The sequence below is a fragment of the Bradyrhizobium sp. genome (genome assembly GCF_049512235.1).
GTDB lineage: Bacteria > Pseudomonadota > Alphaproteobacteria > Rhizobiales > Xanthobacteraceae > Bradyrhizobium.
Map to the genome: position 1 here is coordinate 1 of NZ_JBEKXH010000031.1, position 22,161 is coordinate 22,161.

The following is a 22,161-nucleotide window of genomic DNA, read 5'->3' on the forward strand; positions in this document are numbered from 1 at the left end:
TCCCACGAATGGATTCTTGCTGGTTTGTTCACTGGGCGGTGAGGTGTCATTTTTTCTGCAGGGTGAGCGAAATTCGGCTAACGCGTCACTTGGTTTGGTCGGAAACGCGCGTAAACCGGATTAATCTGTAACGCGTAACGCGGGTTTGTAACGCGTAATCCGGATTCGCAGCTCGTAGAGCGCACAAGCCTCTTGGCGTAATGCGCCGCTCTTTTCAACGCTGAGCTTCCGTCGTTTGACGACACGCTGGGCCGGCCGTTGCAGGTCGCAACCTCCATCGATGGCGCCACGTACACCTTTACCGCGGCCTATGACGGCAACAGCCGGCTGACGAGTGTCAGCTTCCCCTCCGGCTTCACCGTGAAATACACCAATCTCGGCTATGCCAACCAGATGCTCGATGCCACCAGCGGCGCGGCGTACTGGACTCTCAATGCGATGGATGCGGAAGCCCACATCCTGCAGCAGACCTCCGGCAATGGCCTGGTCACCACCAGGATGGCGGCGCGATCTCGACCAGTTTCGCCTATGACGCGAACGGCAACCAGACGTCGGGCCTCGGCCGGAGCATCGTCTTCACCTCCTACAACAAGCCCGCCAGCATCACGCAAGGTGCCCGCACCATCAGCTTCCTCGATGACAGCGAGCACCAGCGCTACAAGCAGATCAGGCCCGAGGGCGCGACGCTTTACATTGGCGCCTTCGGCATGCTGGCCGAGGTGCAGAACCCGGGCGCGGTGAGCCAGAAGTGGACCGACTATCTCTCGGCAGGTAGTGCAAAAATCGGCATGCGCGTGCTGCAGAGCGGGTCCGAGACGCTGTCGACACGCTATTTCCACATCGACCATCTCGGCTCGATCTCGGTGATCACGGACGAGAACGGCGTGGTGGTGGAGCGGCTGTCCTACGACGCTTGGGGCAAGCGCCGTTTCGCCAATGGCACTGACGATCCCACCGGCAGCATCACCAGCGAGACCACGCGAGGTTTTACCGGCGAGGAGGAACTCTCGGTCTCCGGTCTCGTCCATCTCAATGGGCGGGTCTACGATCCGCTACTGGCGCGGTTCACCTCCGCGGATACGATCACGGAAAATCCCCTGAGCACGCAGGGCTGGAACCGCTATTCCTACGTCGGCAACGACCCGCTCGCCTTCACCGATCCGTCCGGCCATTGCTTCCTGGGCTGCTTCTGGCGACATATCGGCAGCTTGGGCGGGTTGGAGGCGAAGCCGTAACCCGCCGTCTCGCCAGTGTAACGGCGGATTACGCCTTCGGCTTCAATCCGCCGCACGGCTGAGTGCTATTGCGGCGCAGGCCGCAAATGTCCAGTCGATCGTCTCCGATACCAGCGCGCAGATGCGGGGCGGCGAATTCCTTGCCGGCGCCGATGAGAACGTCATTAGCGCCGATCTTCAGACCCGGCTCAAGACAATCACCGAAACCGCCGGCGCGCGCTCGCGTGCGGTGCAGGCTCTACCGTTCAAGATCAGCGACCAGATCAGGTACAGCGGATCGCGGATCGAAATATTTGGCCCGCTGCAATCCATCCATCGCGCCATCCATGACATCGAGAGTGCCAAGCCCTACCTCTTCATTACCGCTGCCGCGATCAAGCTCATGCCGCCAGCCGGTGGACAGGGAACGCCGGGAGAGCCCATGATCCAGGCGCAACTCGATATCTTCGGCGCCATTCAGCTCGGCGGGCGCGATCGATGAAGTGGCGCATGGCTCCATTGGGCGCGATCGGCCTGTTGATCGTTGTGGGGATCAACGCCTGGCTGTTGACCGCGATTCTGACGGAGATCTGGTCCGACAATCCGGCCGCCACCGGAAAAGCCGACTGGCGTGTCAGCCTGCCGGCCTCCGCCGGAAGCATCGCCAATCGAAAGCCGCTCGAGGCTTACCGTCAGATCCTGGCGCGGCCGGTTTTCTTCAAGTCCCGCGAACCGTTCGTTGCCGCGCCGCCGCCACCGCCCCCCGCCGTAAAGCCTGTGCCCGCCCCCGTCGCGGTTGATCCCGGCCTGGTCCTTGGCGGTGTCATGATCAAGAACGATATCAGGAAAGCCTATGTCTTCAGCAGAGCCAGCACCACCGGCGCCTGGATCGGCGAAGGCAGTGACTTCATGGGCTGGCAGCTGAAATCCATCAACGCAACCGGCGCAAAGCTTGAGCAGAATGGTCGGTTGCTTGAGTTGCAGCTCTATCCCCGGGAATGAGGGTGGTCGTTGATCCCTGGCCATTGACGCCGGCAAATCAGCGTAGGACATTTCAATCGATGCAATAGCGGGGTGCACGATGCAGATAGGGCCCGACGACCTGCTGCTCATCATTGACGTGCAGAATGACTTCTGCCCGGGCGGCGCGCTCGCCGTCAGCGAAGGCAACGCGGTGGTGCCGGTCATCAATCGGATATCCCGGCACTTCGGCCACATCGCGTTGACGCAGGATTGGCATCCCCCGGGCCACCGTTCATTTGCCAGCAGCCATCCAGGTTCTGCTCCGTTCGAAAGCATGGCCATGCCCTACGGCCAGCAAACCCTGTGGCCCGATCATTGCGTGCAAGGCACGGCGGGGGCGGCCTTGCATCCGGAATTGTCGACCGAGCGCGCGGAGCTCTTGATTCGCAAGGGTTTCCGCCCTGAAATCGATTCCTACTCGGCATTCACCGAGAATGACCGGGCCACGCCGACAGGCCTGGCGGGATATCTGCGCGAGCGCGGCCTGAAACGCATTTATCTCGCCGGGCTGGCGACGGACTATTGTGTCTATTATTCCGCCGTCGACGCGCGCCGGTTGGGCTTCGACGCCGTCGTCATCGAATCCGGCTGCAGGGCGATCGATCTGTCGGGCTCGCTCTCCGCGGCGTGGGCAGGAATGCAAGAGGCCGGCGTGCAGCGGATCGGCGATCTCGACTGAGCAATCCAGCATTTTTCGAAGTTCTGATCATATCGGCAGCCTCCCCGGCCGTCATTCTGCGGCGTGATGGCCGTTTTCTTGCACGCGAGGCTGCGGGTGCCACTGGGCATCCGGCATTCCCCACGCCCTCTATTTGCAGGGCGAGAGTTTCTGCCAAACCCTCGGGCGCGATCCGCGCTGCGAGGCGCGAACGTGTGTTTGAGACAACGTCTTTGCGAGGAGCCCTTGCGACGAAGCAATCAACTGGCAACATGCTCGACGTGTTCCTCGCCAATGAGATCGTCGCATGCCTTGAGATCATCACGTTGTCATCGATCGGCGCTGCGCGGCATTTGTGCTGCTACAGCTCAAAAAAGTTGCCGGCCTCGCATTGACAAGTCTGGCGACGCTAAGACACAATAATCGTCCTGAATCCGTGTATGACGAAGAGTTATCGCACAGCCGATGACGTCTGAGCGACGATTTGCAAGTTTGTTTCTGCCACGTAAGCCTGCGCGACCATCGATATCACGGGCATTGATGCCAATCGGTCCTTTCCGGTCCACGGGTGGCCTATCTCGTTTGTCTGGCAAACCACGGGGAAGCGAGTGACGCATGGTAGTTCGGCTTCCGACCCTCGAGCAGATCGAAGACCTCGGAGCGGATTTCGGTCTCGTGCTCTCGGCCGACGAGGTAGCGGCATTTCAGCAGGCCTTCAAAGGCCCGTTGGCCTCATATGGCCGGCTTGAAGAGCTGGTGCCGCCGGCTTTGGCGCCGGTCGCACCGCGCTCGCCCGGATACCGGCCCGCCGCCTCCGAAAATCCATACGGCGCCTGGTACTGGAAGACGGACATCAAAACCGGCAGCGAAGGGCTTTTGAGCGGCAAGAAGGTCGCGATCAAGGACAATATATGCGTCGCCGGCGTGCCCATGATGAACGGCTCGGCGCTGCTCGAAGGCTATGTGCCGGAACTCGATGCCACCGTGGTGACGCGTATCCTCGACGCCGGCGGCACCATCGCGGGAAAGGCGGCTTGCGAGGATCTGTGCTTTTCTGGCGCAAGCCACACTTGCGCCAGCGGCGTGATCCGCAACCCGCATAATCCAGCCCACAGCGCCGGCGGCTCTTCCGGCGGCAGCGCCGCGCTGGTTGCCGCCGGCGAGGTGCCGATGGCGCTGGGCGGGGACCAGGGCGGCTCGATCCGCACGCCATCAAGCTGGTGCGGGGTCTATGGCTTGAAGCCGACTTGGGGACTGGTGCCGACCACGGGTTCGATGCCGATCAGCTATTCCGTCGATCACTGCGGACCGATCTGCGCCTCGGTCGAGGACGTCGCGCGCCTGCTGAGCGTGATCGCGGGCCATGACGGCTGGGACACGCGTACGATTGCCGCGCGCACCGGCGATTACATGGCGGCGCTCGGCAAGCCCGCAAGCGGGCTGCGGGTCGGCATCCTCGCGGAAGGATTCGGCCATCCCGAAAGCGATCCCGCGGTCAATGAGACCGTGCGGCAGGCGATCGCGGCACTGGCAAGAGCCGGCGTGGAAGCCAGGGAAGTTTCAGTGCCCTGGCATCTTGATGGTCCGCATGTCTGGAGCGGCATCATTCTGGAGGGCGCTGCCGAAATGATGCTGAAGGGATACGGCGTCGGCAACAATATCCACGGCTACTATCCGCTTTCCATGCAGGAGGCCTTTGCCCGCGGCATGGGAACGCGGATCAACGACGTCTCGCCGACCGTGAAACTGGTGCTGATGCTCGGCGAATACATGCATCGCAACTATCACGGACGCTATCATTCAAAGGCGCAGAATCTGCGGGTGTTGCTGCGTCGCGCCTACGACGACGCGCTGGAAAAATTCGACGTGCTGGCGATGCCGACGATACCGTTCACGGCAACGCCGATCCCGCCGGCGGATGCGCCGCTGGGCACCGCGATCGATACCGCGCTCAACATGCAGGCAAATACCTGCTCGTTCGATGTGTCCGGGCATCCTGCCTTTACCGTGCCATGCGGAGGCGTCAACGGCTTGCCGGTCGGCCTGATGCTGGTCGGACGGCATTTCGAGGAGGCCGCGTTGATACGGCTTGCTGCAGCGGTCGAAGCCGGCGGGGCCTGGAAGCGGAATTAGGCTGCAATGGGGCGACTTTCGGAGGTCGGCGCGCAATTTGCATCGCTGCGAACTGGTCGAAACGGGATAAAACGATGGGCATGTCGATTTGAAGAAATATCTGGTCTCATCACGCATGGGCAACATTGGGGAGTACTGCAAATGAAGGTCGATCGCAGAAGATTCTTACAGGGTACCGCGGCTGCGGCCGCCGCCGGCATGTTCGGCTCCGAGGCCTGGGCTGAAGATCCGATCAGCGTCGCCGGCATTCACGATTTGTCGGGGGGGCTCGACATCTACGGCAAGCCGATGGTCGACGCGCTGACGCTTGCGGTCGAAGAGGCCAATGCAGCAGGCGGCCTGCTCGGACGGCAGATCAAGCTGATCAATTACGACACCCAGTCGAACATGCAGCTATATACGCAATTTGCGCAACAGGCCGCGCTGAAGGACAAGGTGGCCGTCGTGCATGGCGGGATCACGTCGGCCTCGCGCGAGGTCATTCGGCCCGTGCTCGACCGCTTCAAGACGCTGTATTTCTACAACACGCAATATGAAGGCGGCGTCTGCGATCGCGATCAGTTCGACACCGGCGTGACCCCGGCGCAGACGGTGGAAAAACTCGTGCCTTACGCCATGAAGAAATGGGGCAAGAAGGTCTATGTCATCGCGGCCGACTACAATTATGGCCAGATCACCTCGCAATGGGTCAAGAAATACGTCACCGAAAATGGCGGCGAGGTTCCCTCGATCGATTTCTTCCCGCTCGACGTCACCAATTTCGGACCGACCATCTCCAAGATCCAGGCGGCGAAGCCGGATTTCGTGTGGTCGGCGCTGGTCGGCGGCGCGCATATTTCCTTTTATCGGCAATGGGCGGCGGCCGGCATGCGCAAGAGCATTCCGATGGCCTCGACCACGTTCGCCGTCGGCAACGAGCACATCGTGCTGTCGCCGGAAGAATGCGACGGCATGCTGGTCTGCTACAACTACTTCCAGGATCTGAAGAACCCCGTCAACGAAGCCTTCGTGGCGAGCTTCCACAAGCGGTTCGGCGCCGATTATCCCAACATCACCGAGCTTGCGATGGGCACCTATCAGGGTTTCCGGCTGTGGTCGGAAGGGGTGAAGAAGGCGGCCAGCGTCGACCGCATCAAGGTCATCGAGGCGCTGGAGACGGGGATCAGCATCGAGGCGCCCTCCGGCAAGGTTACGATCGATCCGCCGACGCATCATTGTGTGCTCGACGTTCATATCGCCGAGGTCAGCGACAAGAAGCTCAAGGTGCTGGAAGACTTCGCCCAGCAGAAGCCGGCCGACACCGCCGCGGTGTGCGATCTGATCAAGAATCCGAATGACAACCAGCAATATGTGATCAAGATCTGACGGCCGGCTCGCCTGAAGGCCTTGTTTGGAAAGGTCAACGTGGATCTCGTTGCTCTCCTGGCAATCCAGGTCCTTTATGCGGTCGCCAGCCTGGCGCTGATCAGCGTCGGGCTGGCGATCATCTTCGGCATGATGCGGGTCATCAATCTCGCCCATGGCGAGTTCCTGATGCTCGGCGGCTACGCGGCCATCGTCGCCACCAGTCACGGCATCAGCATCTGGCTGTCGATGCTGGTGATAGCGCCCGTTGTCGTCGGCATCATCGGCGTGATCGTCGAACGGACCATCATCCGCTTTCTATACGGCCGCATGATCGACACCATGCTCGCGACGTGGGGCCTCAGCCTGTTCCTGGTGGGGTTGACGACCGCGATCTTCGGCAACACCACGGTCGGCATCTCGGCGCCGCTCGGCAGCATCGAGATCGGCGCCTATCGCACGAGCACCTATACGTTTTTCGTTATCGCGGTGGCGGTCATCGTGCTCGCTTCGATCTTCGCGGTCATGCGCTGGACCCGGCTCGGCCTGATCGCGCGCGGCACCATGCAGAACGCCGACATGGCGGCGGCGCTCGGGGTCAATCCGCCGCTGGTCTATGCCGTCACCTTCGGCATTGGCGCGGCGCTGTCGGGTCTTGCCGGCGCGGTGCTGGCGCCGGTGTCCGGTGTCTTTCCCACCATCGGCGTCGCCTATGTCGCCAAATCCTTCATCACGGTCATTGGCGGTGGCGCCGCCATTGTCAGCGGCACGGTTTCGGCTTCGGCCCTGTTCGGCACCATCAATCAGGTCGCCACATTTGCAACGACCCCCGTATTCGGGGAGGTGGCGCTGCTCGCCGCCGCGATCGTGCTGATCCGCCTGCTGCCGCAGGGCATCACCGGGCGATTCTTCAGGAGAGGCCTGTGAACTCCGGCGGTCGGAATATTCTGGGCCTTGCGCTGGTAGCCGTCGTCGGCCTTTCCTTCATGGGGCTGACGCCGCGGCTGGTCGAACTCGACACCGTGCTCGATCTGACCGTCTACATGATCATGGCGATCCTGGCGCTCAGCCTGGCGCTGATCTGGGGGTATGGCGGCATTCTCTGCTTCGGCCAATCCGCGTTCTTTGGCCTTGGCGCCTATACCTACGCGATCGCCATGTTCAACATCGGCGAGAGCACGGTGCCGCTGCTGCTCGCGATCATTCTACCGGCGGCCTTTGCCGCGCTGCTCGGCTATTTCATGTTCTATGGCCGGATCAGCGACGTCTATCTAGGCGTCATCACGCTGACGGTAACGTTGATCCTGTTCAACTCGATCAATTCCACGGCCGGACCGGAATTCCATATCGGCTCCGCCCGGCTGGGCGGGTTCAACGGCATTCCCGGAATTCCGCCGCTCAACTTTCCCGGCAACAAGAGCGCGGCAATCGATCTGGAAGGCATGTTCTACATCGCGACGGCCTCGTTGCTTGCGACCTATTTCGGGCTGCGCCTGTTGCTGGCAAGCCGCTTCGGCCGGGTCATCGTCGGCATCCGGGAAAACGAACGGCGCGCGGAATTGCTGGGTTACGATCCCAGGGCCTATAAGCTTGCGACCTTTACCATCGGCGGCGCGCTCGCCGGTTTTGCCGGATGCCTGTTCGCCAATTGGGGGAATTTTGTGAGCCCGACCATTTTTGGTCTGGCCCAGTCCGCCCAGATCATCATCTGGGTCATCGTCGGCGGCCGCGGCACGCTGATCGGTCCCATCCTCGGCTGCATCGGCATCCAATGGCTCAACGCAGCACTGGGCGCGAACCAGCCGAGCGGCGGCTCGGATTGGTGGTCGAAGATCTTCGCCAACGCGCCGCTGATCCTGGGCATCATCCTGGTCGCGTTCGTGCTGCTGGTTCCGAAGGGTCTCGTTCCGACACTTGCCGATCTTGGTCAGTCGCTCGTGCGTCTGCGCCGGCGGCGCGAAAAACGCGGCTTTGAGCCGCAACAAGCGGAGTAGGTGCGATGGTCGCGCCGCTGCTTCAAACCCGCGATCTCAGCATGCATTTCGGCGGCGTAAAGGCCGTGCGCCACGTCAACTTCACGCTGGCCGAAGGCGAATTGCGATGTCTGATCGGGCCGAACGGCGCCGGCAAGAGCACCTTCTTCAAGATGCTCACCGGACAGCTGCAGCCAAGCCACGGCCAGGTGCTGTTCCGCGGTCACGATATTTCCCGCGCCCACGCCCACCAGATCGCCCGTCTCGGCATCGGCATCAAGACCCAGGTGCCGAGCGTCTTCGATGGGCTGAGCGTACGGGAAAATATCTGGCTCGCGGCCAGCCGCATCCATTCCCGCGGGCGCGTCAAAGACGCCGTCGAGGAGATGCTGGAGCGGATCAGCCTGACCGGCGCGGCGGCGCGGCTGGTCGGCCAGCTGGCACATGGTCAGCGGCAATGGGTCGAGCTTGGCGTCGTGCTGGCGACGGATCCCGAACTTATTCTGCTCGACGAGCCCGCCGCCGGGATGACGCATGAGGAGGTCTACAAGACCGCCGAACTGGTGCGCGAAATCAATCGGACCAAGGCGCTGATCGTCGTCGAGCATGACATGCAGTTCATCGGCATGATCGCCAAACAGGTCACCGTCTTCAATCAGGGCAGCGTGCTGGTCGAGGATGCCGTAGAAAACATCATGCGCGATAAGCGGGTGCGCGACATCTATCTGGGCAAGCAGGCGGCCGCATGATGCTCGATGTGCAGGGCTTAAGAACCGGCTATGGTCGTATCCCGATCCTCAACGGGATCAGCTTTTCCGTCGAGGAAGGCGACTTTATCGGCATTTTGGGCCACAACGGGATGGGCAAGACGACGCTGCTCAAGGCGTTGATGGGTTTTCTGCCGGCGACCGGCGGGCGCGTGCTGTTTGGTGATGACGACGTCACGGCGATCGAGCCCTACCGTCGCGCCCGGCTGGGGCTCGGCTATGTGCCGCAGGGCCGCGAGATTTTCCCGGGCCTCACGGTCTATGACAATCTGCGCATGGGTTGCAGCAAGCAGGCGGGCGCCGAGCACGACATCATCGCCGCGGTGCTGGAGCAGTTCCCCCGCCTCAAGGCGCTGCTCGACCGTGCCGGCGGTGCGCTGTCGGGGGGCGAACAGCAATTGCTGGCGATCGCGCGCTGCCTCTGCGGCCGTCCGCGGCTGGTACTGCTCGACGAACCCACCGAAGGTATCCAGCCTTCCATCATCGACGAGATCATCGAAACCCTGCAGCGGCTGCGCGCCAACAGCAGGCTCACCATGATCCTGGTCGAGCAGAATCTCGATTTCATCGCGGCGCTCTCGCAGCGCATTCTCATCATTCAGAAGGGAACGATCACGCGCGAAGTGCAGCCGGGCGATCTCGGCGATGCAAGCCTGGTCGGAGAATTTGTCGGTATTGCAACGTAGGCCCGATCCAGCGGGCGTCATCACAGGGAGAGCGAGCCATGGCCGTCAGGAGACCCACGATCGAGCAGCTGCGCAGCGTAGCCGAGGACCTCGGTATGCATATGGGTGAAGAGGAGCTCAAATCCTATGACGCGCTGATGCAGGCCAATTATGCCGCCTACGATGCGGTCGACGCCATGCCGGACTATGTGCCGGCCGTGAAGTATCCGCGCACGCCCGGCTATCGCCCCGAAGGCGAGGAGAACCGATATAATGCCTGGTACGTCAAGACCGAGATCAAGGGCGCTGCCAGCGGCAAGCTCGCCGGCAAGAAGATCGCGCTGAAAGACAATATCTGCCTCGCGGGTGTGCCGATGATGAACGGCGCCTCGACGCTTGAGGGTTACACGCCGGATTGGGATGCGACGATCGTCACCCGCATGCTCGATGCCGGCGGCACCATCATCGGCAAGGTTCATTGCGAATATTTCTGCTTCTCCGGCGGCAGCCACACCTGCGCCGCCGGGCCGGTCCATAATCCGCACAGGATGGGCTATTCGGCCGGTGGTTCGTCATCCGGCAGCGCCGTCGTGGTCTCGACCGGCGAAGCCGATATGGCGATCGGCGGTGACCAGGGCGGATCGATCCGCATTCCCGCTTCCTTCAGCGGCATTTACGGGATGAAGGCCACTTACGGCCTTGTGCCCTATACCGGCGTGATGCCGATCGAGCTCACCATCGATCATACCGGACCGATGACACGCAACGTGCGCGACAACGCGCTGCTGTTGGAGGTGCTGGCAGGCGCGGACGGGCTGGACCCGCGGCAAGGCGCCCCGAAAGTCTCAAGCTACACCGAAGCGCTCGGCGGCGGCGTCAGGGGGCTGCGCATCGGTGTCGTCAAGGAGGGATTCGGCCACCCAAGTTCCGAGGCCGACGTCGACGCCAAGGTCAAGACGGCTGCGCGTCTCTTCAAAGAGCTCGGTGCAGCCGTGGACGAAATCTCGATACCGATGCACCTCGTGGCGCCGGCGATATGGTTGCCGATTGCAGCCGAAGGCGCCACCGAGTTCATGATGAAGGGCAACGGCATGGGGACCAACTGGCGCGGCCTCTACAACACCACCCTGCTCGATGCCCATTCCGGCTGGAAGCACCGGGCGGACGAGCTTTCCGACAGCCTCAAGATCACGATGTTGCTCGGCCAGTATTTCACCAAGCACTATCGCGGTCATTTCTATGCCAAGGCGCAGAACCTGAACCGCAAACTGCACGCGGCCTACGATGCGGCGCTGGGCAATTACGATTTGCTGCTGATGCCGACCTTGCCGATGAAGGCGACACCGTTGCCGCCGCCGGACGCGCCGCGCGAACTCTACATCCAGCGCGCGTTCGAAATGGTGCCCAACACGGCGCCGTTCAACGCGACAGGGCATCCGGCGATGAGCCTGCCGTGCGGCATGAGCGACGGCCTGCCGATCGGATTGATGTTGATCGGCAAATACTATGATGAGCCGACGATCTACCGGGCGGCCGCGGCATTCGAGGGCGCGGGCGACTGGACCAGGATGTAACGCAACGGCGCGGTCTGCCGTAAGCGACGGCGGGCCGCTCCACCAGGTGACATCATCAACGGAGGCGGCGATGGATCTCGGATTGAAGGGCAACAACGTGCTGGTGACCGGCGGAAGCAAAGGCATTGGCCTGGCGATCGCCGAGCTGTTTGCGGCTGAAGGCGCCAACGTCGCGCTATGCGCACGAAATGCCGACGACGTCGGCAGGGTCGCGAAGGCGCTCACGGCCAAGGGGGTCAAGTCGTGGGGCAGGGCGATTGATGTGGCCGACCCCGCGGCGCTGAAGCAATGGGTCGAGGACGCGGCCGGCGAACTCGGCGGTATCGACACGATGGTCTGCAATGTCAGTGCGCTGGCGGTCGGCGATACGCCGGAAACCTGGGAGAAGTCGTTTCGCACCGACATGATGCATACCGTCAATTCCGTTGCGGCCGCGCTGCCTTATCTGGAGAAATCCAAATCTGCCTCGATCGTGATCGTCTCCAGCGTGTCGGGTTTTGAGGTTGATTTCGCCGCCGGTTCCTATGGTGCCTTCAAGGCGGCGTTGATCCATTATGCCAAAGGCCTCAGCAATCAGCTCATCGCAAAGGGCATTCGCGTCAACGCTGTATCGCCGGGCAACACCTATTTCGAAGGCGGCATCTGGCAGAATATCGAGCGCGGACTGCCCGATCTCTACAAGACGGCGATGGCTTTGAACCCGACCGGTCGCATGGGCACCGCGCAGGAGGTCGCGGCCGGGGTGGTGTTCCTGGCGAGCCCGGTGGCGAGCCGGATATCCGGTACCAATCTCATCATCGACGGGGCGCTGACCAAGGCGGTCTAGCTCAAGCCCGCTGCCCGCTCCCTTTCCGCGCCGGGACGGTCTTCTTGCCGGCCTCGGTCGGTATCATGACCAGGCGGCCGTAACGCACGCCGCGCTCGGCGATGATGTGGTCGGCGAAATGCTGGACCTCGGCGCCAGTGCCCTTCAATGCCGTTACTTCCATGCAGTTGTCGTCGTCGAGATGAACGTGCAGCGTCGCCATCGAGAGATCGTGGTGGCCGTGATAATTCTCCACCAGCCGTCGCGACAGGTCCCGCGCGGCATGGTCGTAGACATAAACCAGTGCAGCAACGCATTCCCCGGCGTTGCCCATCTTTTGCGCGGCCTGCTGCATGCCGGCGCGGGTGAAATCACGTATCGCCTCGGAACGGTTCTGATAGCCGTGGTCGGCGATCATGCGATCGAGGTCGTCCATCAGGTCGTCGTCGAGAGTGATCGTAATGCGTTGCAAAGCTATCTCCTGCGGGCTAGTTGAGCGATTCCGTGAAACCTATCATTTCAGGCCACAAGCATTGGCCTCTCCCTCCCTCTCCCGCTCTTGCGGGGGAGGGTGGGGTGGGGGTGCCTCCGCGTAGATACCACCCGCGTTGGCCCCCACCCCAACCCTCCCCCGCGCGAAGGGCGCGGGAGAGGGAGCCCAGCATCGCAAGCTTCGATATGATCAGAACTTCGGAAACGCTGCTCTAGTCGGCGACTGCGATGGCGATCCGATCGTAGCCATTCAGCCAACAAATATATCCGTATACGCGTTCACTAAACAAATCCGGTCCCCTCCCGTTCGACTTTCGGATATGTCGGTCCGATAACGATTGCACTGCAGCAATAACTTTGCTCCTTGACACTAAATTTGTTTAGTGAAACGCTTCCACTTAACAAAAAAACTAAACATGTTTCCGCGCCTCCATCGAGGCGGGAATCAGTCTTCGTGCATGACCGCCGAAGGGCGAAGTGTGATCGTCAGGACGAGCAGGCAATCCGCCTGCGCGAAACAGGGAGGTTTGTAATGATCCGAATGATGCGTGCGTTGGGGGCGACTGCGGTCGTTGTCGCCTCATGTCTTGGCGGCCAGGCCGTTGCTCAAACCAAACAATTGACGCTGTGCTGGGCGGCATGGGACCCGGCCAACGCCCTGGTCGAGCTCTCGAAAGACTTCACCAGCAAAACCGGAATTGAAATGAAATACGAGTTCGTCCCGTGGACGAGCTACGCGGATCGTTTTCTCAACGAGCTGAATTCAAAGGGAAAGCTCTGCGATGTCATCATCGGTGACAGCCAATGGATCGGCGGCGCCGCCGAGAACGGCCAGTACGTCAAGCTCAATGATTTCTTCAAGAAGGAAGGAATCTCGATGGACGATTTCATGCCGGCGACGGTGGTCGGCTATTCGGAGTGGCCCAAGAACACCCCCAACTATTGGGCGCTGCCGGCCATGGGCGATGCGATCGGCTGGACCTATCGCAAGGACTGGTTTGCCCGGCCGGAAATCCAGGCCGAATTCAAGAAGAAATTCGGGCGCGATCTTGCCCCGCCTCAGACCTATGATGAACTCAAGCAGATCGCCGAATTCTTCCAGGGCAGGGAGATCGACGGCAAGAAGGTCTATGGCGCCTATATTTATACCGAGCGCGGCTCCGAAGGCATCACGATGGGCGTGACCAACGTGCTCTATGACTGGGGATTCCAATACGACGATCCGAAGAAACCCTATCACATGGAGGGTTTCGTCAATTCGCCCGAAGCGGTCAAGGGACTTGAATTCTACAAGTCGCTTTACAAGTGCTGCACCGCGCCGGGCATGAGCAACGCCTACATGTCGGAAGGCCTCGACGCCTTCAAGTCCGGGCAGGTCGCGATGCAGATGAACTTCTTTGCCTTCTTCCCCGGCCTCTACAAGGATCCAAATGTCGGCGGCGACAAGATCGGCTTCTTTGTCAATCCGAAGGAGAAGTATCACTTTACGCAGCTCGGCGGCCAGGGGATCTCGGTCGTTTCCTATTCGGACCACCGTGACGACGCGCTCGCCTACATCAAGTGGTTCGCGCAGCCAGACGTCCAGAAAAAATGGTGGGCGCTTGGCGGCTATTCCTGCCTCAAGGCGGTGCTCAACGACCCGAGTTTTCCAAAGAGCGCGCCGTTTGCTGCGGACTTCCTGACGTCGATGGGTATCGTCAAGGACTTCTGGGCCGAGCCCGCTTATGCGACGCTTCTGCTCGACATGCAGAAGCGCGTCCACGACTATGTCGTGGCTGACAAGGGCACGGCGCAGGAAGCCCTCGATCTGCTGGTCAAGGATTGGCAAAAGGTGTTCAAGGAAGAAGGCAAGATCTAGCTTGATGACGAGCTTTAGGGGTCTCCCGATCTTCGGGTCGGGAGGCCGCTTCCTTTGGCGCTTCCCGTTGAACGACAGGACAGAGATGAGCACTCTCGCCGAGCGGGCTGTTGCCCGGACGCCGCGCCGACTGGTCATGCGATTCGGCGGAATGTCCGACCGGGCCATCGCCTGGCTGTTCATCACGCCGTCGGTGCTGCTGCTGCTGGCGATCAACATTTTCCCGCTGTTATGGACGATCCAGCTGTCCTTTACCAACTACCGGGCCAATCGTCCGAATGCGCCGCTCAGGTATATTGGTCTCGACAATTACCGGGATATACTGACCGACCCCGACGTTTGGCACGCCATGCAGGTCACCGCGCATTTCGTGCTGTGGTCGATCGCCCTCGAAATGCTGCTCGGCTTTGGCCTCGCGCTCCTGATCAACCGCCGGTTCCGCGGCCACAGCTTCTGGACCACGATCATTCTGCTGCCGATGATGCTTTCGCCGGCGGTGGTCGGCAATTTCTGGACGTTTCTGCTGCAGCCGCAGATCGGACTGTTCAACAGCGCGATCGCGTTGCTGACGGGGGTCGACCCCAGCTCGTTTGTGATGATCGGCGACGTGCGGCTGGCGCCATGGTCCATCATCATGGTCGATACCTGGATGTGGACGCCCTATGTCATGCTGATCTGTCTTGCGGGTTTGCGCTCGATCCCCGACTATATCTACGAGGCCGCCGAGGTCGATCGCGCATCTCCCTGGCGGCAATTCTGGTCGATCACGCTGCCGATGGTCATGCCATTCCTGATGCTCGCCATTCTTTTTCGGGCGATCGAGAATTTCAAGATGTTCGACATGGTCAACCTGCTCACCTCGGGCGGTCCGGGCTCGACCACCGAGCTGGCGTCGATCACCCTGAAACGCGAAGCCTTCGAGAAATGGCGCACCGGCTATTCATCGGCGCTGGCCATCATCCTCTTCGTTACCGTTTTCGGTGCCGCCAATATTTACGTCAAGGCCCTCAACCGGGTGAAGCAGCGATGAGCACGTCCCTGACCGCGCATTCCGTGGCCGCGCCGTCGTCCTTGTCGAAGATGGTCGCCTCATGCATTGTCGCGAGCTATGCGATCGTCGCCATTCTGCCGCTGCTTTGGATCTTCCTGACCGGATTCAAGACCCCGCCGGACTCGATCGCCTATCCGCCCAAGATTCTGTTCGAGCCCTCCGTCGAAGGCTACGTCAACCTGTTTACGACGCGCTCGCGGCAGACACCTGAATTCCTTGCCAGCCTGCCGCCGCCGCAGACCTGGTACGAGCGCCTGGTGCGCTCCCGCAACATGGTGATCGCCGGGCCCTCGAAGGTGGTGCCGCGCTTTGTGAACTCGATCGTGATCGGTTTCGGCTCGACCTTTCTTGCAGTCTGCTTCGGCACTGTCGCGGCCTATGCGTTCTCGCGTTTCCGCGTGCCTTTGGCTGACGATCTCCTGTTCTTCATCCTGTCGACCCGGATGATGCCGCCGATCGCCGTTGCGATCCCGATCTATCTGATGTTCCGGCAGCTCGAGCTCACCGACACCAAGCTCGGGATGATCCTGCTCTACACCGCCGTGAATGTCTCGCTGGCGGTGTGGCTGTTGAAGGGATTCATGGACGAGATCCCCAGGGAATACGAGGAGGCCGCGATGGTCGATGGCTACACGCGGCTGCAGGCCTTCTTCAAGGTCGTGCTTCCGCAGGCCACCACGGGGATTGCCGCGACCGCAATCTTCTGTCTGATTTTCGCCTGGAACGAGTATGCCTTCGCGGTGCTGTTGACCAGCGGCGACGCGCAGACCATGCCGCCCTTCATCCCCTTCATCATCGGCGAGGGTGGCCAGGACTGGCCGGCGGTCGCGGCCGCCACTACGCTGTTCTTCATTCCGATCCTGTGCTTCACCATCCTGCTTCGCCGCCATTTGCTGCGCGGCATCACCTTTGGGGCGGTACGCAAATGACGCAGCGGATCGTGCCGAACGCGCCGAGATGGCCGCGCTGGTTGCGTCGCGGCCCTTGCGAAGCCATGGCGATGGCGCTGATCGGCCTTGGCGTTGTGATGCTGATGCAGCCGCTGTTCATCGATCTGTACAGCTATTCCTTCGTCACGATCCTTGTGGGGACGCTGGGGTTTGTGATCGTCAGTCACTTCCCGGACTAGCCGCCATGGCAGAGATCAAGCTCGAAAGCGTTGCCAAGACCTTCGGAACATTCACCGCCGTCAAAGGCGTGAGCTTCACGGTCGATCACGGCTCGTTCTTCGTCATTCTGGGACCTTCGGGCTGCGGCAAGACCACAACCTTGCGGATGGCCGCGGGCCTCGAGCTGCCGACCGCCGGTCGCATCCTGCTCGGCGGCGAAGACGTCACCGCGCTGCCGGCTTCGGCGCGCGACATCGCCTTCGTGTTTCAGCTGTTTGCGCTCTACCCGCATATGAACGTACGGCAGAATATCGGCTTTCCGCTGCGATGTCAGAATTACCCCCGCGCCGAAATCAGGCGAAGTGTCGAGGAGACGGCAAAGCTGCTGAGAATAGATCATCTGCTGGAACGTCGGGTCGGCGGGCTCTCCGGCGGCGATCGGCAACGTGTCGCGTTGGGCCGCGCCATCGTGCGCCGGCCGAAGGCCTTCCTGATGGACGAGCCCCTGGGCGCGCTCGATTCCGAATTTCGCAAGTTGATGTGCGGCGAGCTGCGCGAGTTGCACGACCGCATCGACGCGACGACGGTCTACATCACCCACGACCAGCTCGAGGCCATGGCGATGGCGGATCGCATCGCCATCATGAATCAGGGCCGCGTCGAGCAAATCGGTACGCCCCAGGAGATCTACGACCGTCCCCGCAGCATGTTCGTTGCGGATTTCATTGGCGCGCCGCCGATGAGCTTTCTCAATGTCCAGGCCGCACTGCAGCGCGGCGATCGCAGCATCAGGATCGACGGCGTTCCCGTCGAAATGCCGGAGGTCTTCGAGGATCGTGCCGAGGGCACGTTCGCGCTCGGTGTGCGGCCCGAGAATGTATCGTTCTCCGATGCATCGCGGCTGCGGGCGCGCGTGATTGGTGCTGAATATCTCGGTACGACGCAAATCGTCACCGTGGTGACCGGCAGCGGCCAGCTCAAGGCACGGCTGCCGTCGGGCCAACCGGTCCAGGTCGGCGAATCCGTCGGGCTCGCATTGCAGCCGGAAAGGCTCTCTTTGTTCGACGCGATCAGCGGGCAGGCGTTGCCCTCGGCCCTTGATGCCCGAGGTGGCCATGGCTGAGGTCGCGCTGGTAGAAGTCAGCAAGAGCTACGGCAGCGTCGAGGCGGTCCGTGGCCTTTCGCTCGCCATCGCGGACGGCGAGTTTGTCGTGCTGCTTGGCCCGACCGGCGCGGGAAAGACCACGACGCTGCGCTTGATCGCCGGCCTGGAGCGACCCGATCGAGGCGAGGTATTGATCCAGGGGCGCAGCGTAACGGAAAAGGTGCCGGCCGAACGCGATGTCGCGTTCGTGTTTCAGCAATATTCGCTGTATCCCCATCTGACCGTCTATGACAATCTGGCCTTTCCGCTGCGCTCTCCGGCGCGGCGCGTGGATGAGAAGGCCGTTCGCCGCCGGGTCCAGCAGGTCTCGGAACTGCTGCATATCGAGCAGAAGCTCGATAACAGGGCTACTGCGCTTTCCGGCGGCGAGATGCAGCGGGTCGCGATCGGCCGCGCACTGGTTCGCGAGCCAGCGGTCTATCTGATGGACGAGCCGCTCTCCTCGCTGGACGCCAAGCTGCGCGCCGAATTGCGACTTGAGCTCAAACGCATCCAGCGCGAGTTTGGAACAACGATCCTCTACGTGACGCATGACCAGATCGAGGCCATGACCATGGCAGATCGGATCGGCGTGATGAGCGACGGCGCCCTCGTCCAACAGGGAACGCCAAGGGAAATTTACGAGAAACCCAACAGCACCTATGTCGCAAGCCGGCTTGGCACCCCTTCTATCAACCTCGTTCCCGTCGAATTGATGGGTGGCGACATGGTGCCGCCGCGGGCCCGAACCGTGGGCTTGCGGACCGAGCATATCAGGATCTCTTCGGCGGATCGTCCGGGCCCGCTGGCGCGGGTTCATTGGGTCGAGCATCTGGGCGAGCAGAACCACGTTCACCTCAAGCTCGCCAACCATTCGCTCGTGATGCTTGCGGACCCGGTCCAGCAGCTCAAGGCAGGAGATCAGGTGTCGCTTGAGTTCGCCGAACCTCTGTATTTCGATCAGGCAGGTCAGCGGCTCGATGCCAGCGCGGTCCGGGGGCAAGCATGATGATCGATCGTCAATCCCGTAAAGCTCTGTTTGAAACTGTGGCGCAGCGGGTCATTGCCAGCGCCGACGAGCTTACCGATCTGGATCGCGCCATCGGTGACGGCGATCACGGCAGCAACATGCGGCGCGGCTTTGAGGCCGTGCTGGCCACGGTTGACGAACTCTCCGCCAAGAATCTCGGCGAATCCCTGAAAGGCGTGGGGACGACCCTGGTCATGAAGGTTGGCGGCGCGTCTGGTCCACTCTACGGCACCCTGTTCATGTCACTCGGCAAGTCGCTGGAGGATGAGGTGACCCGTGAACAGGTCGCCGATGCCTTTGCGGCCGCGATCGAAGCGGTCAAGGCGCGCGGAAAGTCTGATGCCGGCCAAAAGACCATGCTCGACGTGCTTTTGCCGGTGCTTGCCGTCTTGCGTGAAGGGGGACCCGACATGGCAGCGCGTCTGAAGGCGAGGGCCAAGGCCGCGGCGGAGGATACCATTCCAATGCGGGCGATCCGTGGCCGCGCCTCGTTCCTGGGCGAACGCAGCATCGGTCACATGGATCCCGGCGCACGATCCTCCGCGTTGATCGTCGACGCAGTTGCAGAATTCATGGAAGGTCTGGCATGAGCGAAAATGTTGGAATTGTCATCGTGTCCCACTCGGCGGACGTGGCTCGGGGCACGGCCCTGATGGTGGAGCAGATGGTCGGCCGTGAAGTTCCGCTCGGCTGGTGCGGCGGAGATCCGGGCGGCGGGCTGGGGACCAGCGTCGAAGCGATCATGGCGGCGATCGAGCGGGCATGGTCGGAGCGTGGCGTCGCTATTCTGGTCGACCTCGGAGGCGCGGAAACCAACAGCGAAATGGCGATCGAGATGTTGCCCGAATCGCGCCGCGGCCGCGTCGTCGTCTGCAACGCCCCCGTCGTTGAGGGCGCGGTCATGGCGGCGACCGAAGCAGCTTCGGGAGCGACGCTTGAGGCGGTGCGTCGTACGGCCGAAGAACTGACGCCGGTCTGATGCGAGGCGAGGACGATGAACAAGCTTAGGGCATCGGTGCTGATGCGGCATGAGGTCGGGTTGCACGCGCGCCCATCGGTCAAGTTGACCAAGCTTGCGAAAGGCTTCGCATCTCGCATCGATCTTGGACTTTCGCCGGATGGTCCCTGGATTGACGCCAAAAGCATCGTCAAGGTGATGGCGACCAAGGCGCCGAAGGATTCGACCATCTATTTTCGCGCCGAGGGCAGCGACGCGAAGGCCGCGCTGGAAGCGCTGGTGACGCTTGTCGACGGAGATTTTCAGGATGGACCATAGAGCGCAGCGAGCTGCCCAGCGCTTCGAAGGGAGGTCCGCGGCCCCCGGTGTAGCGCTCGGGCCACTCGTGCATCTCGCGCCCGCAAGGCACGACGCCAGGCAATATCGATCCGCTGGCGAGGAGCACGAGGCCCTCGCCGATGCACTCGCGTCGTCCCAAGCCGACCTCACCCGGCTCGTGGGCGCAGTCGAGGATGCTGACGCGCAGGCTATTCTGTCTTTCCAGATCGCATTGCTTGAAGACGACAATCTTGCCGCGCCGGCCTTCGCACTGATTGCCGGTGGCGGGGCGGCCAATCGGGCGTGGAGCGCCGCCATCGATCCGGAAATCGCATCCTATGATCAGGCCGACGATCCTTATTTCCGGGCCCGCGCATCCGATTTGCGCGATCTGCGCGATCGCGTATTGAGACATCTGGCGGGTGAAGCCGACCGGGCTGTGCCGGCCGGTGCCATCGTCGCGGCCGACGATATGCCCCCGTCCATGTTTCTCGCCACCGATTGGCGTGACGGCGGCCTGGTCTTGCGCCGGGGAACTCCCTCCAGCCATGTTGCCATTCTTGCGAGGTCGCGCGGCGTCCCGATGATTGTGGGAGTGGACGTCGATCATCTCGGGGATGGCGCGGACGCGCTGCTCGACGGCGACGCCGGGCTTCTCATTCTCGATCCCGACCCGGATATGCGGGCTGACGGTTGCCGGCGCCGTGCCCAGCAGTCGGAAGCTCGGCAAGCCGTTGCATCGTTCAGCGGACCCGCTTTGACAGCCAGCGGCGAACGGGTTCGGGTCATGATCAACGTCACGGGCCTTGCGGAGCTCGAGGGCCTCGACCCAGCTGATGTCGACGGGATCGGCCTGATGCGGACCGAGTTTCTGTTCCAGGGCCGCGAACATCTCCCGACCGAGGAAGAGCAATACCAGATCTACCGGCGCATGGTCGAATGGGCCGCGGGCAGGCCCGTGACCATCCGCACGCTCGACGCCGGCGGCGACAAGCCGGTCGCCGGCCTGACGCAGCCCGGAGAGCTCAATCCGTTTCTCGGCGTGCGCGGCGTACGCCTGTCGTTGCGGCATCCGGATGTATTTCGTGCGCAGTTGCGGGCGCTGGCCCGCGCGGCCGTGGCAGGTAACCTCAAAGTGATGATTCCGATGGTCACGGTGCCCTGGGAACTCGACCGCTGCCGCGCGCTCTTCACGGAAGCGCTCGACGAGCTGCAGCGCGAGGGAATAAAGGCGCAGTTGCCGCCGATCGGCATGATGGTCGAGGTACCGGCGGCGGCGCTCACCATCGAGGACTTCAATGCCGATTTCTTTTCCATCGGCAGCAACGATCTGATCCAGTACGTCGCGGCCGCAAGCCGGGATGAACCGCAACTGCTAGAACTTGCTCGTCCGTCGCGTGCGGTGTTCGGCCTGATCGGTCATGTCGTGGAGCATGCGGACCGCACCTCGCGCGAAACCAGCCTGTGCGGCGACCTTGCCGGCGATCCCTTGCACGTTGCGGCGTTGCTTGATCAGGGTTTGCGTATTTTCTCGGTCGCGCCGGGAGCGCTGGGACCTGTCAGGGCCGCGATTGCCGGTTATTCCGGATCTGCCGCATGAGCATGCAAGTGACCCCGGCAGGTTCCCAGCACCTCATCGCCGCCTACAAGGCGATCCTCCGCGATGTGCTCGACCGACGGCCGTCCGGCATGCGCCAGCGTCTGGCCGAAGCGCTCGGCAAGAACCGCAGTTTCATCACCCAGATCGCCAACCCGGCCTATCAGACGCCGATCCCGGCCCAGCACGTTCACCCTATCATCCAGATCTGCCATTTCTCGGTGCCGGAAAGGGACCGCTTTCTCGAAGCCTATCACCGGGCGCACCCGCGGCGGCTGCTGCTGCTCAAGGAGCGGGAGCGCGGCAGACGTCTCACGCTGATGTTGCCGGATCTTGGAACCGAACAGAAGAACCACAGGCTGGACTTGCTGCTCAGCGAGTTTGCCGAGAATGTTGCAAGGCTGATCGAGGACAACTGACGCCGAAGCAACCACAAACAGGGAGGCCG

General features: G+C 62.1%; 24 protein-coding genes. 23 read left to right on the forward strand and 1 reads right to left on the reverse strand.

Annotation, left to right across the window (positions count from 1 at the left end; translation table 11 throughout):
* Positions 1-707: 707 nt before the first annotated feature.
* The 12 genes from ABSG20_RS04825 to ABSG20_RS04880 all read left to right on the forward strand — a co-directional run bounded on the left by ABSG20_RS04825 (position 708) and on the right by ABSG20_RS04880 (position 12,177).
* Positions 708-1,235: an RHS repeat domain-containing protein gene (locus tag ABSG20_RS04825; RefSeq protein WP_423863351.1), complete on the forward strand. Its 528-nt coding sequence runs from the start codon at positions 708-710 to the stop codon at positions 1,233-1,235.
* Positions 1,198-1,716 carry a type II secretion system protein GspM gene (gene gspM / locus ABSG20_RS04830; protein WP_423863379.1) on the forward strand — a complete coding sequence of 173 codons (519 nt, stop codon included), beginning with the start codon at positions 1,198-1,200 and terminating at the stop codon, positions 1,714-1,716. Before ABSG20_RS04825 ends, gspM begins: the two co-directional genes overlap by 38 nt.
* A gap of 8 nt (positions 1,717-1,724) precedes the next feature.
* A complete protein-coding gene (locus ABSG20_RS04835; RefSeq protein WP_423863352.1) occupies positions 1,725-2,216 on the forward strand; it encodes a hypothetical protein in 492 nt (163 codons plus the stop codon).
* A gap of 79 nt (positions 2,217-2,295) precedes the next feature.
* Positions 2,296-2,916, forward strand: a complete 621-nt coding sequence (pncA, locus tag ABSG20_RS04840) for a bifunctional nicotinamidase/pyrazinamidase (protein WP_423863353.1) — start codon at positions 2,296-2,298, stop codon at positions 2,914-2,916.
* A gap of 594 nt (positions 2,917-3,510) precedes the next feature.
* A complete protein-coding gene (locus ABSG20_RS04845) occupies positions 3,511-5,028 on the forward strand; it encodes an amidase (RefSeq protein ID WP_423863354.1) in 1,518 nt (505 codons plus the stop codon).
* A gap of 141 nt (positions 5,029-5,169) precedes the next feature.
* Positions 5,170-6,393: an urea ABC transporter substrate-binding protein gene (locus ABSG20_RS04850; RefSeq protein WP_423863355.1), complete on the forward strand. Its 1,224-nt coding sequence runs from the start codon at positions 5,170-5,172 to the stop codon at positions 6,391-6,393.
* Between the two features lie 39 nt (positions 6,394-6,432).
* Positions 6,433-7,299: a branched-chain amino acid ABC transporter permease gene (locus ABSG20_RS04855; protein WP_423863356.1), complete on the forward strand. Its 867-nt coding sequence runs from the start codon at positions 6,433-6,435 to the stop codon at positions 7,297-7,299.
* A complete protein-coding gene (locus ABSG20_RS04860) occupies positions 7,296-8,366 on the forward strand; it encodes an ABC transporter permease subunit (protein ID WP_423863357.1) in 1,071 nt (356 codons plus the stop codon). Before ABSG20_RS04855 ends, ABSG20_RS04860 begins: the two co-directional genes overlap by 4 nt.
* A 5-nt stretch (positions 8,367-8,371) precedes the next feature.
* Entirely contained in the window at positions 8,372-9,094 is a 723-nt protein-coding gene (locus ABSG20_RS04865; protein ID WP_423863358.1) for an ATP-binding cassette domain-containing protein, read from the forward strand.
* The gene (locus tag ABSG20_RS04870) at positions 9,091-9,798 is read left to right on the forward strand and encodes an ABC transporter ATP-binding protein (RefSeq protein WP_423863359.1); all 708 of its coding nucleotides are present in this window, start codon (positions 9,091-9,093) and stop codon (positions 9,796-9,798) included. The genes ABSG20_RS04865 and ABSG20_RS04870 overlap by 4 nt, the downstream gene beginning before the upstream one ends.
* A 38-nt stretch (positions 9,799-9,836) precedes the next feature.
* Entirely contained in the window at positions 9,837-11,351 is a 1,515-nt protein-coding gene (locus ABSG20_RS04875; protein ID WP_423863360.1) for an amidase, read from the forward strand.
* Between the two features lie 70 nt (positions 11,352-11,421).
* Positions 11,422-12,177, forward strand: coding sequence for an SDR family NAD(P)-dependent oxidoreductase (locus ABSG20_RS04880; RefSeq protein ID WP_423863361.1), 756 nt, complete (start codon positions 11,422-11,424; stop codon positions 12,175-12,177).
* A gap of 1 nt (position 12,178) precedes the next feature.
* Here the strand turns inward: ABSG20_RS04880 and nikR are convergent, their stop codons facing one another.
* Positions 12,179-12,628, reverse strand: coding sequence for a nickel-responsive transcriptional regulator NikR (gene nikR / locus ABSG20_RS04885; protein WP_423863362.1), 450 nt, complete (start codon positions 12,626-12,628; stop codon positions 12,179-12,181).
* 561 nt (positions 12,629-13,189) lie between these two features.
* Here nikR and ABSG20_RS04890 point away from each other — a divergent pair.
* From ABSG20_RS04890 to ABSG20_RS04940, 11 genes are all read left to right on the forward strand, one after another.
* A complete protein-coding gene (locus ABSG20_RS04890) occupies positions 13,190-14,506 on the forward strand; it encodes an ABC transporter substrate-binding protein (RefSeq protein ID WP_423863380.1) in 1,317 nt (438 codons plus the stop codon).
* A gap of 67 nt (positions 14,507-14,573) precedes the next feature.
* Positions 14,574-15,536, forward strand: a complete 963-nt coding sequence (locus ABSG20_RS04895; protein ID WP_423863363.1) for a carbohydrate ABC transporter permease — start codon at positions 14,574-14,576, stop codon at positions 15,534-15,536.
* The gene (locus ABSG20_RS04900; protein ID WP_423863364.1) at positions 15,533-16,486 is read left to right on the forward strand and encodes a carbohydrate ABC transporter permease; all 954 of its coding nucleotides are present in this window, start codon (positions 15,533-15,535) and stop codon (positions 16,484-16,486) included. Before ABSG20_RS04895 ends, ABSG20_RS04900 begins: the two co-directional genes overlap by 4 nt.
* Entirely contained in the window at positions 16,483-16,686 is a 204-nt protein-coding gene (locus ABSG20_RS04905; RefSeq protein ID WP_423863365.1) for a hypothetical protein, read from the forward strand. Before ABSG20_RS04900 ends, ABSG20_RS04905 begins: the two co-directional genes overlap by 4 nt.
* 5 nt (positions 16,687-16,691) lie before the next feature.
* Positions 16,692-17,789: an ABC transporter ATP-binding protein gene (locus tag ABSG20_RS04910; protein ID WP_423863366.1), complete on the forward strand. Its 1,098-nt coding sequence runs from the start codon at positions 16,692-16,694 to the stop codon at positions 17,787-17,789.
* On the forward strand, positions 17,782-18,819 hold the full coding sequence (locus tag ABSG20_RS04915; RefSeq protein WP_423863367.1) for an ABC transporter ATP-binding protein: 1,038 nt from the start codon (positions 17,782-17,784) through the stop codon (positions 18,817-18,819). The genes ABSG20_RS04910 and ABSG20_RS04915 overlap by 8 nt, the downstream gene beginning before the upstream one ends.
* Positions 18,816-19,430 carry a dihydroxyacetone kinase subunit DhaL gene (gene dhaL, locus ABSG20_RS04920; protein ID WP_423863368.1) on the forward strand — a complete coding sequence of 205 codons (615 nt, stop codon included), beginning with the start codon at positions 18,816-18,818 and terminating at the stop codon, positions 19,428-19,430. Before ABSG20_RS04915 ends, dhaL begins: the two co-directional genes overlap by 4 nt.
* Positions 19,427-19,819 carry a dihydroxyacetone kinase phosphoryl donor subunit DhaM gene (dhaM, locus tag ABSG20_RS04925; RefSeq protein ID WP_423863369.1) on the forward strand — a complete coding sequence of 131 codons (393 nt, stop codon included), beginning with the start codon at positions 19,427-19,429 and terminating at the stop codon, positions 19,817-19,819. The genes dhaL and dhaM overlap by 4 nt, the downstream gene beginning before the upstream one ends.
* 15 nt (positions 19,820-19,834) lie before the next feature.
* Complete coding sequence (locus ABSG20_RS04930; RefSeq protein ID WP_423863370.1) at positions 19,835-20,116, forward strand: HPr family phosphocarrier protein; 282 nt, start codon at positions 19,835-19,837, stop codon at positions 20,114-20,116.
* The gene (locus tag ABSG20_RS04935; protein ID WP_423863371.1) at positions 20,106-21,716 is read left to right on the forward strand and encodes a phosphoenolpyruvate--protein phosphotransferase; all 1,611 of its coding nucleotides are present in this window, start codon (positions 20,106-20,108) and stop codon (positions 21,714-21,716) included. The genes ABSG20_RS04930 and ABSG20_RS04935 overlap by 11 nt, the downstream gene beginning before the upstream one ends.
* Positions 21,713-22,132 carry a hypothetical protein gene (locus tag ABSG20_RS04940; RefSeq protein ID WP_423863372.1) on the forward strand — a complete coding sequence of 140 codons (420 nt, stop codon included), beginning with the start codon at positions 21,713-21,715 and terminating at the stop codon, positions 22,130-22,132. Before ABSG20_RS04935 ends, ABSG20_RS04940 begins: the two co-directional genes overlap by 4 nt.
* Positions 22,133-22,161 lie beyond the last annotated feature (29 nt).